Raw genomic sequence first — 18374 nt, forward strand, 5'->3', positions numbered from 1 at the left:
CAGCCTCAGGCTGATTGCTCGGCGCGCATGCGCTCGCGTTTCTTATTGCGTAGCCATTCGAGCGCTTCCGCAAGACGCCGTTCCATTGGATTTTGCGCAACGAGGCTAGGCTCGCGCCCATGGGTCTGCTTGAATTCCTTGATGCGAGGGTAAAGCACCGTCGCTTCCTCTTCCGACATCTGAATGCGTTTGGAGATGATAGCGCCGTGGATGCGCTTGAGAACCTCGGCATCCACGGACTTGGACATTATCTCGTAGGCCAGCTGGAAGGGGTTGATGCTGTCAATGAGATCAATATCGAGGTCTTTCACATTGATGAACTTGCCAGCCATTTTGATGAGGTTGTTGTTCAGTTCCGGCAGACCGCCATTGCTGGTTGCCTTAAAGGCGGCATTGGCGACCACGTGCTGACGCACCTCCTCGACTTCCTGCGGCGACAGGTCGGGATACTTGGTTTCGATCACTTTTGGAACGTAGACCTGAGTGACGACCTCCGGCGGAATCTCTTCCGGATTCATGGCGGCACGAAGTACACGGTCGTCCTGCATCACCGAGGCCGTGAGGTCGACGAGATCACTTTCAAGAATTTGACGGACGCGCGCTGTGCTCGGTTCCGCGAATCCCTTTATAGCAATCGTTGTTTCACTCTGCGTGTAGTCGATATCGACGATCTTGGATGCGCCGTCTATATCATCATCGGATGCCCTGGTCTTAAATTTAAAATTGGGCGCAAGCACCTGCTCCATCAGCAGCGAAGCGGCTATCGCCTTCAGCATGTTATTTACAGCGTCGGCAACATTGTCAGCGCTGGCATCGGGTTCAGCGATGAGATTCGTAAACTGTGCGTGAGGCTTGCCTGGACTGTCTCGTGTCGCTCTTCCGATAATCTGGATGATCTCCGTAAGCGAGCCGCGATAGCCGACAGTCAACGCATGCTCGCAATACGTCCAGTCAAACCCTTCCTTGGCCATCCCAAGCGCGATGATAATATCGACATCATCGGGGCTTGAAATGTTTCGCAGCGTTTCCATCACGCGGTCGCGCGTCTTGGCATCATCTTCAACGAGGTCGGCGACCTTGAGAACTTTCCCGCTCTTGTGCCGAACGAAATGGAGACCAGTATCCTTGTCAGTGTCGATCACTTCACCGAGGTGGTCGAGAATGCGGTCAACTTCCACGTATTTTTCTTTGGTGCTCTCGGCAGCGTTTACACTCGGAATATGGATGATTGTCTTTTTGCCGGGATCGAGCACTTCCGTGATCGCATCGAGATAGCGCCCGCGATAAAAATGGTAGCCGATACCGAGGCTCTTGAGATATGTGTAGCCGTTGAGCTGCTCATAGTATGTGTAGCTGATACGCGTGAATTTTTCTTCGTCTTCAGGTCGCAGCACAGGAATGCTGTCGCCACGGAAGTAGCTTCCGGTCATTGCAACAATATGGGCGCGGCCATCGGCCATCAACCCGCGCACAACCTCGCCGAGACGGCTATCCGCATCGGCCGAAGCGTGATGAAATTCGTCAACAGCGAGAAGGCAATTGGCGAACGGCTCCGCTCCGATTTTGTCGTAAGCAAATCGCAACGTAGCGTGAGTACAGACCATTACTTCGGCTTCGCTATCCATGAAGGCTTGAAATTTAGCGACTTTGCCCTCATCTCCGGGAGTACATAGATTCCATTGATCGTCGATTTCCCAATCTCGAAAGAACCCGTGATCCTTCAGTTTCATCGGCCTGAATGACGCCCCGATCGAGCGTTCAGGAACCGCGACGATTACCTTACGGACCCCCTGATTCTGAAGCTTATCGAGGCCGATGAACATCAGCGCCCGCGATTTACCGGAAGCGGGAGGGGCTTTCACGAGAAGATACTGAGAACCGCGTTCGGAATATGCCCGCGCTTGCATCGCGCGCATGCCCATTTCGTTTTGCTTCTGGCTCTCGCCGGTTTGCCCATAGGTTACGTGAACAAAATCAGGCATTGGCGGCCTCTTTCACTTTGTCAGCGGTCATCTCCGCATACAGTTTGAACAGATGTTCTAGGCGCTCCGTATCACTCTTAAACGGCCGCCCAATATAAATCTTTTCAAGCGTTTCATCGAGTGAGCGATGCGCATCCAGCAGACGCTTGGGCATGGTATCCGGATCGTAGAGCCAAGCGATTGTCTTGCCGGGGTACTGATCTCTGGCGCTAATGATTGCCCAAGCAAGCTCGTCCAGCGCCGAAATCTGCGTTCCTGTAAGCTCAGGGGCCGGGAATGTGTTGTATGAAATATTTGAAGAATAGCGGATGCCGACACGAAACCGTCCAGAGACGGTTCTTGCCCATGCCGCATGTAAAGATGAGCATAAGATGCTGAACACGAACGGTTGAGCATCAAATATAGCAAAGGCAAGATCGGTTACGATCACGCTTCCATCGAGAAAACCTGGCGTAACAAAACCTCTGGCGTCGGTTGTCAATTTTGGAACAATGATCGCATCAATATCCTTGTGGCAACGCTGTGCAAATTTGTAGGGAATCGAAGCGTAAGCTTGCGTTGTCTTGGCCGATGATGCAGATCGAAACTGTCGGACCTTTTCAATTCGCTCCTTTATCGGTGGAATCGAGCAGGCTAAGGCGAAATCCTTGTCCTCAATCCAAAGACACCACCGCTCTTCGCCGAGCGTGAATTCTTGCGTCCCCATCAACTTTCGGATCAGTGGCTTAGAGTCTTCAAATTGTCGAATCAGCTGGGTCGCTTCTTCAGAACTCAATAAAAGGTGGCCTCCATCTCGTGGCATGTTTCCTGAGACCATTTTTGGTAGCTGGGGTGAGATGGGGACTTTCATTGGGCTAGCGAAGATGTCGTCCCCTTCGATCAAGTAAGGGGAAATATTTTTGACAACTCGTTGAGTGAACCCGTCGTTGATCCGTTTGACGACCTTGCCGCCTCGATGCCTAACGCCGATGATAACGCAATGAACTCCTGCATTTTCTCGGGCGCTATTGGACCAATTGAAGGACGTGTGGGCGAACGCGATTTCAAGGTTTCGTTCAAAGAGACGACGCCAAATGTAACCAACTTGCTCTCCTTGTGACACAGAGTTCGTTGTAACAAAGGCGAATTGCGCGTTCACGGAGCTCAGATATTCACCTGCTTTGATGAACCAGCCTATAACGTAGTCAGCATCCTTAAAGTCTGCGTGCCCAGAAAACAGAGTCTCCAGGTCCAGTTTTTGAGATGGAGTTTGTTTGCGAGCACCTTGATATGGCGGATTACCCACGATGTAGGTTTCAGTGTGTACATCAGTTGCCAATGCAATATGCGCAGGTATGGCTGCAGTGCTTTTTGGCGTGTTCACCGTAGGTGGACACGCGTCCGTCCAGTTGAGGGATAGCGCGTTGCCGCAGACGATGCTACCACCCTCATGGAGAGGAAAATTCGGCGGAGCTTCGCCGAACATATCTTTGAACCGCTGGTTCATCTGATATTCGGAAATCCAAAGCGAGAGCTTTGCCGTCTCGGCGGCGAAGTCGGCAAGTTCTATACCGTAGAAATTGGAGAGCTTCACGCTAGTCCAGCGATGAGACCGCTGGCCTTCGTCAAGCTCTTCGAGCCGCTTGAATACCCGCATTTCAAGTGTGCGAAGCTCGCGATAGGCAATAATGAGAAAGTTTCCTGAGCCGCACGCCGGATCGAACACGCGTATCTTTGAAATTCGCGCGAGTAGCTTGGTTAGCCGTGAACGCTCTTCGCGGTGACGGTGAGCCTCTGCGAATTCTTCCTCAAGCGACGTCAGGAATAACGGTTGCAACACCTTCATGATGTTAGGCACGGATGTGTAATGCATGCCAAGGTCGCCGCGCATATCGGGATGCACAATGGCTTGAATCATGGAACCAAAGATATCGGGGTTGATCTCGCGCCAGTCGAGTTGCGCTGCCTCAATCAGAATGCGTCTGGCGCGTCTGTTGAACGCCGGAATATCTGATGACTCGGCGAAGAGGCCGCCATTGACGTAGGGAAATGCTTTAACATGAGCGGGGACACTGCCGCGCTGGCTATCTGCGACATTCATCACATCGAATATCTGCCTGAGCAAGGATTGCAGATGTTCGCCGTCGTCGCCGCCAAATTCTGTAATCGTCTTGACGAATAGGTCTCTGGCAAAGCTGCCCGTATCTTCTGCGAACATGCAGAAGAGGATGCGGGTCATGAATTGGTTTAACGCGTGCCGCTTCTCATCCGTGGTCCAGTCCGGATTGTAGCGCACGATCTCGTCGTGAAACTTCGCAAGACGGCCCGTCGCCTTAATATCGGCGGGGTTTTCCTTAACGGCCTCGTATTTATCGATGCCAGCAAGAGGGAGAAAAAAATCAAAGTGGTCGTTGAGCTCTGCGAAATCGAAATGCAGCGTTTCGTCGGTCTTGAGATCGAGCGTTGAAACTTCCTGTCCATCAGTTGCAAACAAGAAGCGAGGCTTCTGTGATTTTGTTGCCTTCAGATCTTTCAAGCCATCGAGCGTCTGCGCGACCTGGCCCTTCGCAGTGGGCCGGAAGTAAATTTTGCGCGCCCAGAGGAGATCGCCTGGCCGCTCGCCTTTATTCTGCGTACCCTTCCGCAGCTTTGTCAGCGTGGCCTTTGGGGCGTTATAGATTTCTAGCAATCGATATACGAATTCGTCCGCATTAAACGGCTGTTCGACCAGATCACTCAGCTGAATTTCTATTTCGGCAATGTTCATGCGCGACCTTTCACCCCAGCGGAAAGGACCAGCTCACGCGCGTCACGAATTTCTCTCAGCCTGCCAATGAGGGTGTATAGAGTGATGCAATATCGCTTTTGAGCGTCCTTCATTGGTTAGTTGCTTTCATTATTCATTACGTTCTAACTGCAGCGGGTACAGGCTGTGCGATTTTCGCGCGAACCTGGTTGTAAACGGGAATACCTGCCTCGACCCCGACTTCCATGCTAATCGCAAGCGCATAAGGGACGTTATCCGCAAGGGTCCCGGAGGGAGCACGGCAGGTCAGGCGAAGCAACAGGTGGCCGTCATCAACAAATACCGAAGCTGATTCACCGGTTCGCCGCTCGTGAAACACCGTTCCCCGAGCTGTCGCTTTGTCTGTGGGTTGAAGGGCGCGCTGAGGCGCGATCCAAAATTTCTGATCGCTGCCGGAGGCTATGTCGAGTGCCGCCATCCTGTATCCCTGATGGCGAGGATTAACCGGCGAGAACCACGCAAGCGTAATAGTTATGGCGCGCAGTGCGCGCACGCCATCAAGCCCGTCGGGCAGCGGGACGCGATAGAGGAGACTGCTTTCGGGTGCGATCGAACCAACACCAAGGAGCGTCGCGCGATTCTCAGTGCAATCTAGGACACGGTCTATGTTCGGAACGCCATAGCCGAGAAGCCGTGCAATATCGTCGCGTCGGCTAAAATGAGAGCCATTTCCCTGCGGCTGGAAGGTGCCATCGAGCATTTCACCTTTCACCCCCCATTGTGCGCCGTGAACAAGAAGCGCTTTGAGGACAAGAGGCATATCGGCAGCATCGATATCGGTGTGGTTTGACCCGCCGTCACCATCCGTCAGAACATCGTGAATTCTATGTGCGCCACGTGTGGCAAGCGCAGTAGCAACGCTTGTTCCAAAAGTGAAGTCCTCGTACCGAGTGCCGTCAAGCTGCGGTGAAGGGCGAGCTGCTTTCAGCCCGAACATATGAACACCGGCAGTTACCGGCGCAATAACAATGCCTCCGCCAGAGGCGACTACCCTGACGGGCGCTCTTCCTCCTGAGAACAGAAGCTCCGGCTTCACTATCTTTTTAAAGCCCAGCCCCATCGCAGAGACGATGTTTGGCAGCTCTTCATCCGTGAAAGGGTCGGTACGTCCGTTGGGGAGATTGCCGTTGAAGGCCGAACCGGAATGCGCGGCACCAATAGTGAGTGCATTTAATGACTCCGCTGGGGACAGCAATGTACGCTGACTCTTGTTGCTATTAAGCGCGTCAAGAATTGCCCGCTCGCGCTCGGCAGGAGTCGCCGCTTCAAATGCGATGGACGTATCGAAGGCGGCGACAGGCAGACGGTCGAGAATGTTTCCCGCGCTGACTAAAAACAGAACTCGGTAACGGTTTGAGAGATAGTCAAGGAGCCTTCCTAGCGGACTCATTGTTCGGGCGTAGGGTCGCGTTTCATCCCCGAGGGAAAGGTTTATGACCACGACGCCTGGCGCAACGGCTGGCTGCGCACCATCACCTTCCTTAATCCTTCTAACGGCCTGGTGAATTACGTCGACAAGCAGCCTGTCAGGCGGTGTTCTTTCATCACCGTTTGCATTCGGCCTCATGACAGGCCGTACATACAGCCGCCGCGAAAGAGGCGGCTCGCCCGCGTTCAAGTCACCATGAATGATGAGTGAAGCCATCTCTGTCCCGTGCTCGCGGCGCGCGACGGGATAAATGGCATCAAGCCCTTCAGGATCGTCAACGTCGAGTCTGCCCGCAAGCCGGACGTGATTTTGAATTGGCAAGCCATCCAGCAGCGCCGCGATGGGGTCGGCTCGGTTCGCGTCGGCGGCGACTGCGGCGCTGTCTCCGCCGGTAAACTCGGTCGCGCTCGGGTATCGCGCGACTGATTGAGGGCGCAGGAACATAACTTCATCAGCGCGGGCGAGACTGACCGCAGGATTATCAATCAGTGTGCGAACAGAAGCGCCGGGCAGATCGATCAAGACGGCGTCATAGTGGATTTCGGGAATAACGGCATGATGCACGACTTGGCCACCGGCCCCGACAATGTCGCGTTCGAGCGCCTGAAAAGCTTGCGCCCGCTTTTCCGCGTTCTCATGATACCAGAGTTCGGCCTCCAGTCTGACAAGCGCATCCGGATCGCGAGCAAGATCGGTTTCCCACGCCGCGATAGCGTCCGACGTGATTCTATCTTGTGGCCCCCACGGCCTTACGTCAATGAGCTGCGAAAACAGCACCCGCCATTCCGAACGGCCTTTTGGCATTCGCTGATTCTGCTTGTAGCGCTCCCAAAGACTGAGAAGTTCACGCAGGGCCTGTACATCGGGCATCGCCAAATAGATGCGTCCGGCAAGCTTTTGGTCGGGTTTTTCTTCGATAAAGAAATCATCGCTCGGGTCGAATTCCTCTTCGAAGTCGCCGAGATATTCGAGACCTATGCTACGCGCTTGGTCGTAGAAATCCTTAAGCGAACCTTCAACCTCAAATACAATCGCGCGCTCCGGCGCGATTGACGCGGGGTCGTCACGCAGAGCCATCAGTTGCGCTGGTGTCTCAGCTACAGCTGAGAGGCGCTCAAATCGGGGGTCAATGCGCTCGCGTTGCCGGTCTCGGGAGGGCCGGGATATAGCTGCGCCTCCGCCGTGTTTTGGCGGAGCGGCAATTGCAGTTGGGGCTGGTAAATTAAGAAGTGGACGTTCCGGCACTCTTTTCTTCCCCCGTGCCTTCCTTTGCGCTACGTGCGCGAGCGGTCCACAACTTCAACTGCTCTCGTACGATTTCGCCGGAAGGTCGTTCCCCCTGAGTAAGAATTACCCGCCGCATAATGTTGAGCAGGAATTCTTCGGCCTCGGCATAGCTTACACGACCAAGGCTCTTTGTTATTTGTGCAGCAGACACGCCAAGATTCAACTCGGCCTTTTCGGCAAGCGATTGCACAAACTGGGTCAGTTGCTTTTGCGTCGGCGCCGGTAACGGCAACCGGAGCTGGAAGCGCCGCCAGACTGCCCGGTCGAGCAATTCTGAATGGTTGGTCGCGGCGATCACGACAACATAGCTAGGCAGCTCATCTATTTGCATCAAAAGCGAGGTTACAACGCGTTTGATTTCGCCGGTCTCGTGTTTATCACCGCGCTCTTTGCCGACGGCGTCAAATTCATCAAAGAACAATACGCATGGCGTTGTGCGCGCGTACTCAAAGACTCGCTTGAGGCGCGAAGCAGTTTCGCCAAGGAAGCTCCCAATCATTCCCTCATATCGAACCACCCATAACGGAACTGCCAGGCTTTCCGCGATGGCTTCGGCCAATGTTGTTTTTCCGTTGCCCGGTGGACCAACAAGCAGAACGCGGTGCCTGGGTTCGAGTGAGTGCGACCGGAGCAGGCTTGCGCGTTGCTGTTCTTCAATCAGTTGCCGGGTTGCAAGTTGTGTTGTTTCCGGCAAAGTGAGATCAATCAGCTTTCGCCGTGGCATAATCTCAGAAATGAAATCCTTCGCTCGCTGACTTCCTTCGGACGCCGGACGAGGAGCGGTTATCAGTGCATTGCCGTTTGTCGTCTTAACAACGCGTTCGATCTGGTCGGCTAAGACGTTGTGCTGCTTGCCGCGCTCTTCGGCAACAATGGCATCTACGGTGCGACGGAATGTACCCGTGTCGCCGTTTACGCCAGCCTTAACTAGATTTATGAGCAAGTCACTTCGAGCCATCGTTAGTCCTTCCGGCGACGGCCACGGCGGTCGGTCAATTCGGATTCAGAAACCTGAATTCCGACAGATCGGAGCCCGCGAAGCACCATCGTCCGAATGTTCTCGCCTCGGTCAGCGCACATTAACGCTACCTGCCGACGTACAGACTCTGGGACCATAACTTGTAACGGGACTTCTTTCGCAGAAGGTCCAACGGCAGTGGTCCGCAGCTTTCGTCCATTCCCTATTGATCGTTTCGCCGTCGCCATGATTGAATTCACAACACTCTGTTCGATGCTACCTAACCAAATATCATAAAATCATGACTTCATGAAGAGCGGAGACTTTGTTGTACCCATGATATTTAGTCGAACGCTTGCAGCGCGTCGCAATATGTCAAAGGTTGCGATAGAAATCGTCGGGAAGGGTGACTCCATCTTCCGTCGTCGTTTCCTAATTGCCCTCAAATTGAACAAACGCCAAACTTATCTGGCTGGCCTAGCTGCACCGTGAAAAGTCTCGATGCTGTCCTCTCGAACGAAAAAAGAGAAGCTGGTTTTTCCCGAAATTAAGCCCGGTCATTGGCAGGGCGAAATACTCGGCAGCTGCACTGTAAACTTCGGACAGGAGGTTCAACCCGGGCCGCCGCGTCAGTCGGTCGAGTTTACCTATATGATCATGCCAGCCCTTCTCACGATGCCGGAGCCGCGCTTCACTTGGCCGGGCCTCATCATGATCATGACGCCAACGCCGATGAAGACAGAGTTTCCCGACGCAGGTTCTCTGTTCAGTGTTGATCACTCACCATCCCTCAGCCTGTCGCTCGAAGTTACACGCAGCCAATTTTCGGACATGTTGAGAATGTTGGAAGCAAAGCGATTGAAAGATTTTCACTTCACTATCGAGGAAGCGCGCGACGGCTCGTGGCCGATACGTAGCTGGGGCATGTCGACGACCCTCGCGTGACGAAACGCTCCGAGGAACGGCGGTAAAATAGTAACAATGCCAAAGCCTTACGTTGGTGAATAATTTTCATGAAATTTAGATTGAGAGATTATTTTTCACGAGGTACAATTGAATTTCGGCGTTCCAGCCCTAGGTGAAGGAAATTCAGAAGCTGGAGAGTGTTTTTCGGGAAATTTTAGTTGAGCGTGCAATTTTCAGGTCCGGTGAGCGTTTTTCATGACCGGCGGCTGTCGGAAACAGCCGCTCCGGCTGGCTATGCCGCGCTTATTGGCGCTTACAAGCTGCCCGTTCCGGTTCCCCGGATTCTGTGCGCGATTGGCTCCAAGCACCGCATTATCGAGCGGGATGGCTGGCGCATCTACACGCCGCGTCATGCGCCCGATGCTTCTCTTGAAGGACACCTGACATTCGCCCTCAAGTACGAGGGGCTGGATCTTGCCGTTCTGAAGCGGCTATTCCTTGCCGTGAAGGAAAGCGAGATCGCCGAACTCGTTCGCCAGAAGCCGACCGGCCTCTACACGCGCCGCATCTGGTTTTTATACGAATGGCTGCTTGGCCGCGAGTTGCAGCTGCCATCTGCGGATAAGGTCTCGTATGTGGATGCTGTCGATACTGATCTTCAGTTCGGCGGGGCGGGCCAGAACTCGGCCCGGCACCGTGTCCGCAACAACCTTCCCGGCACGCCGGAATTCTGCCCACTGGTGTTCAAGACGCCCGCGCTAAATGAGTTCATTGCGCAGGACTGGAAGGAGCGCGCGCGCGCCGTCGTTAGCGAAGTCCCGAAGGATTTACTCGCGCGAACGGCCGCGTTCCTTCTGCTGAAGGATTCAAAGTCGAGTTACGTGATCGAGGGAGAGCGGCCGCCCCAGGACCGCATTCAGCGATGGGGCCGCGCGATCGGCGAAGCGGGCCGGGCGCCGCTCGACGAACAGGAATTCCTGCGCTTGCAGGGCATCGTTATTGGCGACGAGCGTTTCGTGAAGATGGGATTCCGGAAGGAGGGCGGCTTTGTCGGCGAGCATGACCGCGATACACAGCGGCCAATACCCGATCATATCAGCGCGCGGCACGAAGACATTCCCTCGCTTATGAAGGGCCTCATCGCGTTCGACCATGGCGCGGAGAACGATCTCGATCCCGTTGTTGCTGCGGCGGTACTGGCGTTCGGCTTTGTCTATATCCATCCGTTCGAAGACGGCAACGGGCGCATTCATCGTTATTTGATGCATCACGTCCTCGCCCGCCGCGGCTTCAATCCGCCGGGGCTGCATTTCCCTGTGTCATCGGCCATCCTCGACAGGATCACCGAATATAAGGGCGTGCTGGAGAGCTATTCCAGCAGGCTGCTTCCGTGCGTTCAATGGGAGGCCACGCAGAAGGGCAATGTGAAGGTCTTGAATGATACGGGCGATTTCTATCGGTTCTTCGACGCGACGCTACATGCCGAGTTCATGTATGAATGCGTCCGTCAGACCATCGAGCAGGATCTTCCCAACGAAACCAACTTCCTCCGAAGCTTCGACGCTTTCCGCGCGGGCATCGAGAACATGATCGACATGCCCGAGCGCACACTCAATAATCTCTTCGGCTTCCTTCGGCAGAACGATGGAAAGCTGTCAAAGCGCGCGCAGGAGAATGAGTTCGCAGAGCTGACTGCGGACGAGATCGCGCAGATAGAAGAGCTGTATCGATCTTCGTTTGGGTAGCGGATGACCAAAGAATAAAATGGGGAGACGGTGGGCGATACTCTAAACATACCCGAATGGACATACTACGCCGATAAAGGGGGGCTCGACCCGCTCGGCATGCAGAACAGCAGCGTGGCCCTCTATCAGCGCCTCATCCCCGGCATTGGCAACGTCACTCTGCGCATGCGCTATTACGGTCTCTATCCATGGCTCGTGCGCCACTATCTGCAAACGAATGGCAGCACGGATCCGGAGGTCTGGCGCGTGTTCCTCCGCCGCGCGGAAGCCCTCTACGCCCTGATCGCGAATCAGGCCGGCGGCGAGCTCGGTGTCGCGGGAACGGTGTGGGCCATACGCGCAGTGACGGCGGCGAAGACGGGCGGCGGGTCGATTCCGATCGACTTCGGCGCAGCCGCTGCGCCGGGATCGGATGATCATTATTTTGCCCAGAGCTGGGGCGTCTTTGGGCTGGCCTATCAAAGCCAGTTGTATGAGATCGGTATTCTTTCGCGTGGCGACGGCCACGGGATCCCGCTTCCCAGCAAGGAGTCGGGTATGGCGCTCGCCGATGGCTTCGAATTTGCCATGGGCGAAGCGGCTCAAATTTTCAAAGACGTGCATGCACGCGGGCTTGTGACGCTTACCGAACTGGACGCATTGAGTCCGTTTGCACCGTCGCAAATCGCCTTTGGCAGCGCGGAGCGGAATGTCTATCAGCGCGTGCTGTTTAGAAAATCTGCCGATGGGGATGCGCCAGATTCATTTAGGACGCAGACGCTGCTCCTTGTGCTCAAGGTCGCGGAAATACTGGGCAGCCCTCCAGATGCGGAGGAACTCCGTTGGGCGCTTTATGCAGGACAAACCCAGGACGGATATCCGCTCGAACTTGGCGATGCGGCTTTGATCGCGCACTGCGAACGGTGGCGCATCTATCAGGCCAACGATCTTTGCCATGTCGCCCTCGAAGCGCTTTTGCGATTTGTCCTTGATGCTCTGGGCGCGGAACCGGCGGGAATTCCTCCGCGGCAGCTGCTGGAACGACTTGTTGCTGATATGCGGGAGGCTTCCGGCGCGGCTCCGCAGAACTGGCGATTGTTGCTTGACGGAATTGAGCTCGCAGACAACGCAGGCGACCGAGCACAGCCGGACAGCGAGTGGTCGCTGGCGGACGATATTATGCGAACGGCGCGTCGCGCTAACGGCTTTGTAGACGGTGAAACGGCGTTTAAGGCCGTTCGGCTCTTGGCGGCCTTGCACAAGCGCAGCCTTAAGGAGTCCTGGCCGCTTGAAGCGGAGCTGGGGCCGTTTACCAATGACGCATTCCACTCCTTGCTGAGCGAGCGTGCATTCCTGCGGCGATATGAGAGCCACGATTTTTGGGAGCTAATCGCCCGGCTGGTCGAGGAGCGTGTGATCCGCCGCCATCTTGCCGTGGCGATGCGCAAGCTGCGCCAGCAGAAGGACTACACTTTCCTCATCGAATCGCAGAATGGCCGGTTGCGAAGGCGCAAGCAGGATGGGCCTGTCTATACCAATCCTCGGCTTCAGCCGGCGATCACATTCCTGAAGGACATCCATATCCTTGGAGGACAAGGTCTTACATCTCACGGCGTTGAGGCCTTAGCCGCCGCATGAAGCTCTACGAGAAATATTCTGAAGGAGGTTATCACTCCAGCATCGCTTCGACCTTCAACGTCGATTTCGATGCCTACGAAACGATTGTCCTCTCCAGGCTTCGCGGCACGGGGTGCCGCAACAATATGCTGCTCTGCGACAGCCGGATGGTGACGGCCTCCCTTGACGGGGCCTTCCGGCTACCACGTTACGCCGGGCGTCTCTATTCGGTCTCAGGCGCGCAGGGCGAACGCGCAGGCGGCGTCTTCCATCCAAAACTGCTTATTCAACTTGGGCGTCAAAAAGGGCGACTGCTCATCGGGTCGGCCAATCTCACGGCCAGCGGGATCGCAGGCAATCTCGAAATTGTCAGCGAATTGCGAGCAACGGCCGAGCCGAGCGGTGAGCGAGAGATTCTGCGCCAGGCGTTTGATTATCTGCTTCGTCATCTTGACCATGGCGACCCAACGGTGGAGGCGCAGCTGGAATTTATGCGGCGGCGTACCCCTTGGCTCTCCGAGACGGAGCCCGCCCTGGGAGCCGTCTCGCTGGCCGACAAAACGCTGGCGGCTTTCCTCGCGAGCGGCGCGGACGAGACGTTGGCCGATCGCCTTGTCGGTCTTGTCCATGAACCCATCCATCGCCTGATTATCATCAGTCCATATTGGGATGAGCAACTCGCCGCGCTTCAGCATCTAACGTCAGCGTGGAAGCCGGCTGAGGTTTCCGTGTTGGTCGACAAGGAAGTGACCGCGTTCCCGCCGCTGCCGCCTACGCTTTCGCCGATGTTACGCCTCTTTGATCGCGGCAAGGCATTCAAATCGCGGTTCATCCACGCCAAGGTGATTATCGCCCAGGGCGCAAGCGCGGATCACGTCCTGTTTGGCAGCGCAAATTGCACGCTGGCGGCGCTCGGGGCGGGCGGCATACCCGGTATCAATGCGGAGGCGTCTCTTTATCGCCGGCTTCCGCCCGGTTCGGCGCTGACCGAGCTTGATCTGACGGAAGTGTTTTCAAGCGAGCCGCTTTCGGTTGCAGATATTCCCAAACGTGAGCTTCCCGAAGACGAGCTCGAACTTGAGCGGCTTGCCTCAGCCCATCCCGGCGCGTTTCAAATTCTTGGCGATCAACTCAGCTGGCGTCCATCGCTCAACTACGCGAAGGTCGCGTGCGATCTGACCCTGCAAGATCAGAGGGGCGAAGAGATTATTGTCGACCTTGTACTGCTCCAGAGTGATGGCCCTGTGCGGAGATATCGCGTGAGCGCACTGCCGCCGGATGCTGCGCCGGTCTTCGCAAGAGCGAAGCGACCGGATGAGCAATGGTCTTCGCCCGCTATCATTACCTATCCGCAGGACATCCAAATCGCTTCGCGTGAGCGAGGACTTCGCCAATTGGAGCAGGCGCTGACCGGCTTGGAGGACACCTCCGTCGCTTCATTGCAGACGCTGGAAATCTTTGACCTGCTACGGCGGCTGGATCAGGCCGACCAGGGCGGGGAGAGCGCCGCATTTGTACCGCGCGCACACCGCGAGGCTAAGGATGCGGGCGGAACATACAACGTCTTGACCTATGAAGAGTTCTTGAACTCCCGGCAGGACGCCGGCGCACAGTCGGGGAAGAGCCACCACACCACACTGGCTGGCAGCTCGCATTTCAGCGTTCGAAGCGTTTTGAACCGGCTGCTGGGCGGCGCAGGAGAGGCGGTTCTGGAGGTAGAAGATGAAGACGCCGGCGTTCACGATCTCACTCAAAATGATGAAGCGCCTGACGAGGTCGTTCCCGATTCCGGCAGCACATCACACGCGGGCGGCGCGACGGCAGAGCCAACGCCATCCCTGGACGAAATCGAGCTAGCGCGACGCCGCAGCCGCCGAGCGGAGCGCGATCGGCTGCTTAAGGCGGTTTCCCAATTCCAGATGCGTCTCAAGGAGAAGCAGGAGACTGGAAGCATTGATACGATCGAAATGCTGCGTGTCCGCCTGATGCTAATGATCATCTGCCAGGCCGCCTATTCGGCGGACGGCAAAGCGGTGAAGCGGCTCCCGCCGGACAAGGTTCTGGCGGCTGAGGATAGTCGCAACGGTTGGACTGATATCGTCGGGCGTCTTATCTTCGCGCTGATCCACGGAGCGAACTCGCCGCTCCGGCAACTCTACTTTCAGAATATCAATGGCCAGGTGCCGGTCGATCTGCTGGAGTGCTGGGCAACGTGTTATTGGTGTGCACAGGCCTGCTTTGCCGCACCGGTGTCGGCTGCACAGCGTCAGCATATGGAGAAATACCTCCGGCCATACATAGTCGCGCTGTATCAGTTGACGCTGCCGTCCGAGGCCGAACTTCTCGGCGAAACAGTGCTCGACATCATGGATCGCATGAGCGCGGTTTACGGTCCGGCGATGGGAGTTGGGTCAGTCGCCGAAGCACATAGAGCGTCTGTGAAAGCCGCGATTTGATGAGAGGCGAAGATCGCTTTCGGATGAACAGTGCCTCCCCGATGTCCGCACAACGCTAGATGTAACGAGCATAATCGGAGCTGATTTTCTCGTCGGTCACATATTTCAGAACCTCGCCCACCGCACGAGCGGCTCGGATTGGGATAGGCAGCTTCTGATTAATCTGGGTCGAGTTCCAGTTTATCTTTGTTAGCGCCAAGACCTCGCTCGCAATCTGGGCGATAGTGCTGTCACTACCTTTATATGGGCAGAGGAGTAGCGGTCGCGGATCATACATGCCCGGATACGTTCCGTAGTAGGGAATGCTGCCATTTGTATAAAGCAGCCCCTTCCCGCCGAGGTCAACGAACGTACCCCGCATGACAGGATAGTTGCCGTCCCGAAGAATTTTCACTGAATACGATTCCTGAACCCACACAAGGTCGCGAAGCTCGGCGCCGGCCTCGTCTAGTGCTTCCAGAATGCCATCTGCCTCTTCTTCACGGAACTGCGATGTCTTGAGAACGATCACGCGCGCCGGGTAATTCTTGTGATGGTTTTTGTAAGCAGCGAGCGCGTTCCTGATCAGCTGGCACGCATCGGCCTTTGTCATGTAGGGATGTCTTCCGCGGCTCTCTGTGAAGGCGCGCCTGCCTTTGAGAATGAAGCCGCGCCCTCTCTCGTCGAACATCTGTGCTGCGCTCGTAAAGAGCTGCTGGCCTCCGACTTCGCGGTAGAAGCTTACGCCGATATAACAGGCAGTGAATTCGCCGTCGTGGGGCATCTTCCGCCAGGGAATACGTCCGGTTCCCTTGTAGTATAGGGTCGTCAGCAGATTCCAGGTCCGGCCCGCCTGGTCCTGAATTTTGCGCGCACGATTTTCCTTTATTTTGCGTGGGATCTTTGCGGCTTCGTCGAACACATCTTCCCAAACGATTTGAATGGGGAAGCTAAGGCCCATGGCTTTAGCCTTAAGCATCCCTCGGAAATCCGGCGCGTCGGAGCCGCCGCTGTCGTCTTTTTCAACGGTCGCCTTCGAATCCACCTTCGCGTTCCAGACCCTTTCAATAAGGCTGACCGGGAGGGCGACAATTGCAACATGCGGACGATGACTGCCATCATCTAGCGTTTGAAGCTGCTGTACGATTTCGTCGACCGCCATCTCAACGGCCTTGCCGTGGTTTGGCTCCTTCCGGATCTTGTCGATCTTGGACTGAGAGATCGCCGCTGTTGCGCCTTCCGCAATTTCGAACTTGCACCGAAAGGGATTCTGGTTGCCAAGGCCAGGAAAGTCCGGATGCAGATTAGGATGCTTCTCGCCCTTTCCCTTAAAGCCCGTAGCAGCGTTGACGAAGAAGGCTTTCGTATCCTCGACGGTCTTCGAGTCTCCGACAATGGCAATGTGAACGACATCACCCAATGGGATCTGGAGCGGACCGGCCTCGAAGAGGCCAAGTCGCGGATCAGGATGGTGGTGATTGTTACCAAACTCCAGATGCGGTTCGTCGAATATCTTGGTTTCGAACTTCATCCGAATAGGCGCTCCTGCCCATCGTCAAGTTCTGCCGAGGGCTTTTGAGAACCCCAAACGTCTTCGGGAACACGTGTCGAGAGCGCAACGATCGGCGGCTCGCCGAAGCGAAGGTGCACCTCGGACGAGCCACCGTCGAACAGCCCTCCCTTTTCGCGATCGAGCCGGCTGAGAAAACGATGCCACATCACAACTTGCCCCCGGATGGAAGCGCTGTTGTCGAGGCGTTTTTTTCCGGCGAGCAACGCTGCCGGGTACGAGTGAGGGAGGAAACCGTTTGTCGTGAAGAAGTATGTGGGATTGATAACGAGGTACCACTGATCGAAAAGTCGCTCGAACCGGGGTATGAAGGCGTGGTGACGGACGAAGTCGACGCGGGTTTTGTCGGTCTTGTTCAAGGCGACGTTAACGACCTCCGTTGAAGCCTTCTTTTTCGATGCCTCATAAGAGAATGCGCGCGATATGTTCTCGGCCAGCGCTCGGAAATAATACAGCTTGCGATCCTTGTTCCACGCCAGATCCGCGCGCACCTGATGATCGAGTGCTTTTCGGAGTAGGTATGCAAAGTTATGAAGCTCTTCCTGATCCTCGTGGAAAGCTATCTCTGCGGTATCGATTGCTTCGACCTGATCGATGTCAACAATGTGTCTGCAGCTTGACTCGCGGGGATCGGCGAACGACCAGAATGTGCCGCCTTTGATCGTCCAATCAAAGCGCGCAGGTTCATCCGCATCCAGCAGCACGGAAACCGCCTTCCTCGCGTCAAGCGAAGTCGATGCGACGAAAACCTCCTGCGGCAATGTCACAGGGAGTATGTTTACGAGCGCTTCTTCACCGCCGCCCAACGGCGGAACGTAATATCCAAATCCCGCCTTGGGCACCGTGAGGTCAGCGAGACGGTCAATGGCATTCTGATCAAGTAAGTCGCGAGTCTTGTCGAACTGCAATTTACGACCGTCGCCGTCTATGTCGAGACCGACCGCTTTCCAGAAATACGTCTCGTCCGACCTGCGGTACAAAACGATGATGATCGGAAGGTTTGATCCGCGCCAGTAGGCCAGATCGTCCGCACGCAAGAGATAACTGAAGCCTCTGTCATCTTCTGACGCATATCTGGATGACTCGGTGGCCTTCACCTGCACGGCGATCATCCGCGCGAGAGGCTTTCCTTTGTCCATAACTTCCGCGATGCCGTCGACTCCAGCCTCTAGCCTGGAACGGCCGTCGAACTGGAATCCCATGGTGAGGAAGCGAAGACGTACCGCCGTCTCGCCTATCTCCCCTAAAAGTTGGCTGTTCGTGATAATTTTGGACATTCTAACATGATAGAACAAGTCAAGAACATCCGTAAGGGATTCAAATCAATTATCCGCAATATTCCGACGGCGCAGGTACCGCGCGTGTATCTGCAAGTGACATGCTGATGTGCGGTCTGACGATGACACCGCGCCAACTATGGAGAGTTCGCGCATGTCGCCTGAAACGGATGTACGAAGAAGGGATGTTTAAAGTAACCCTTTGCTAAGAGCAGCATCAATAATATGCTTATGAAGCGGCCCAATGATTCGTCATTTGGGCCTTTTTTTATTAGCACAGATTTTAGCACATAAATATTTTTACTTGAATTTGTTATAAATAAATCAATAAGTTGTGCCGTTGGCAATCTGTCTCATAACCTGAAGGTCATAGGTTCAAATCCTATCCCCGCAACCAAATAAGA

General features: G+C 55.4%; 10 protein-coding genes. 4 read left to right on the top strand and 6 right to left on the bottom strand.

What is annotated here, in order from left to right:
- Window positions 1-5 precede the first annotated feature (5 nt).
- The 4 genes from HNQ36_RS13265 to HNQ36_RS13280 all read right to left on the bottom strand — a co-directional run bounded on the left by HNQ36_RS13265 (window position 6) and on the right by HNQ36_RS13280 (window position 8441).
- Window positions 6-1982, bottom strand: a complete 1977-nt coding sequence (locus HNQ36_RS13265) for a DEAD/DEAH box helicase (RefSeq protein WP_184085738.1) — start codon at window positions 1980-1982, stop codon at window positions 6-8.
- Complete coding sequence (locus HNQ36_RS13270; protein ID WP_184085740.1) at window positions 1975-4728, bottom strand: class I SAM-dependent DNA methyltransferase; 2754 nt, start codon at window positions 4726-4728, stop codon at window positions 1975-1977. The genes HNQ36_RS13265 and HNQ36_RS13270 overlap by 8 nt, the downstream gene beginning before the upstream one ends.
- A gap of 136 nt (window positions 4729-4864) precedes the next feature.
- Window positions 4865-7273, bottom strand: coding sequence for a S8 family peptidase (locus HNQ36_RS13275; RefSeq protein ID WP_184085742.1), 2409 nt, complete (start codon window positions 7271-7273; stop codon window positions 4865-4867).
- Between the two features lie 145 nt (window positions 7274-7418).
- Window positions 7419-8441, bottom strand: a complete 1023-nt coding sequence (locus tag HNQ36_RS13280) for an AAA family ATPase (RefSeq protein WP_184085744.1) — start codon at window positions 8439-8441, stop codon at window positions 7419-7421.
- A gap of 501 nt (window positions 8442-8942) precedes the next feature.
- Here HNQ36_RS13280 and HNQ36_RS13285 point away from each other — a divergent pair.
- From HNQ36_RS13285 to HNQ36_RS13300, 4 genes are all read left to right on the top strand, one after another.
- The gene (locus HNQ36_RS13285; RefSeq protein WP_184085746.1) at window positions 8943-9386 is read left to right on the top strand and encodes a hypothetical protein; all 444 of its coding nucleotides are present in this window, start codon (window positions 8943-8945) and stop codon (window positions 9384-9386) included.
- Between the two features lie 179 nt (window positions 9387-9565).
- Entirely contained in the window at window positions 9566-11092 is a 1527-nt protein-coding gene (locus HNQ36_RS13290; protein ID WP_246395363.1) for a Fic family protein, read from the top strand.
- A gap of 30 nt (window positions 11093-11122) precedes the next feature.
- Complete coding sequence (locus HNQ36_RS13295) at window positions 11123-12709, top strand: hypothetical protein (protein WP_184085748.1); 1587 nt, start codon at window positions 11123-11125, stop codon at window positions 12707-12709.
- Complete coding sequence (locus HNQ36_RS13300; protein WP_184085750.1) at window positions 12706-15144, top strand: phospholipase D-like domain-containing protein; 2439 nt, start codon at window positions 12706-12708, stop codon at window positions 15142-15144. The genes HNQ36_RS13295 and HNQ36_RS13300 overlap by 4 nt, the downstream gene beginning before the upstream one ends.
- Window positions 15145-15199: 55 nt before the next feature.
- Here the strand turns inward: HNQ36_RS13300 and HNQ36_RS13305 are convergent, their stop codons facing one another.
- A complete protein-coding gene (locus HNQ36_RS13305) occupies window positions 15200-16654 on the bottom strand; it encodes an argonaute/piwi family protein (protein WP_184085752.1) in 1455 nt (484 codons plus the stop codon).
- Complete coding sequence (locus HNQ36_RS13310; protein WP_184085754.1) at window positions 16651-17970, bottom strand: DUF4365 domain-containing protein; 1320 nt, start codon at window positions 17968-17970, stop codon at window positions 16651-16653. Before HNQ36_RS13310 ends, HNQ36_RS13305 begins: the two co-directional genes overlap by 4 nt.
- Between the last annotated feature and the right edge of the window lie 404 nt (window positions 17971-18374).

The sequence above is a fragment of the Afipia massiliensis genome (assembly GCF_014203115.1).
GTDB lineage: Bacteria > Pseudomonadota > Alphaproteobacteria > Rhizobiales > Xanthobacteraceae > Afipia > Afipia massiliensis.

What these genes read in the sequence shown, in the direction of transcription:
- HNQ36_RS13270 (WP_184085740.1), bottom strand. Translation starts at nt 4,728, where the DNA reads ATGAACATTGCCGAAATAGAAATTCAGCTGAGTGATCTGGTCGAACAG.
- HNQ36_RS13265 (WP_184085738.1), bottom strand. Translation starts at nt 1,982, where the DNA reads ATGCCTGATTTTGTTCACGTAACCTATGGGCAAACCGGCGAGAGCCAG.
- HNQ36_RS13280 (WP_184085744.1), bottom strand. Translation starts at nt 8,441, where the DNA reads ATGGCTCGAAGTGACTTGCTCATAAATCTAGTTAAGGCTGGCGTAAAC.
- HNQ36_RS13305 (WP_184085752.1), bottom strand. Translation starts at nt 16,654, where the DNA reads ATGAAGTTCGAAACCAAGATATTCGACGAACCGCATCTGGAGTTTGGT.
- HNQ36_RS13310 (WP_184085754.1), bottom strand. Translation starts at nt 17,970, where the DNA reads ATGTCCAAAATTATCACGAACAGCCAACTTTTAGGGGAGATAGGCGAG.
- HNQ36_RS13275 (WP_184085742.1), bottom strand. Translation starts at nt 7,273, where the DNA reads ATGGCTCTGCGTGACGACCCCGCGTCAATCGCGCCGGAGCGCGCGATT.
- HNQ36_RS13300 (WP_184085750.1), top strand. Translation starts at nt 12,706, where the DNA reads ATGAAGCTCTACGAGAAATATTCTGAAGGAGGTTATCACTCCAGCATC.
- HNQ36_RS13285 (WP_184085746.1), top strand. Translation starts at nt 8,943, where the DNA reads ATGCTGTCCTCTCGAACGAAAAAAGAGAAGCTGGTTTTTCCCGAAATT.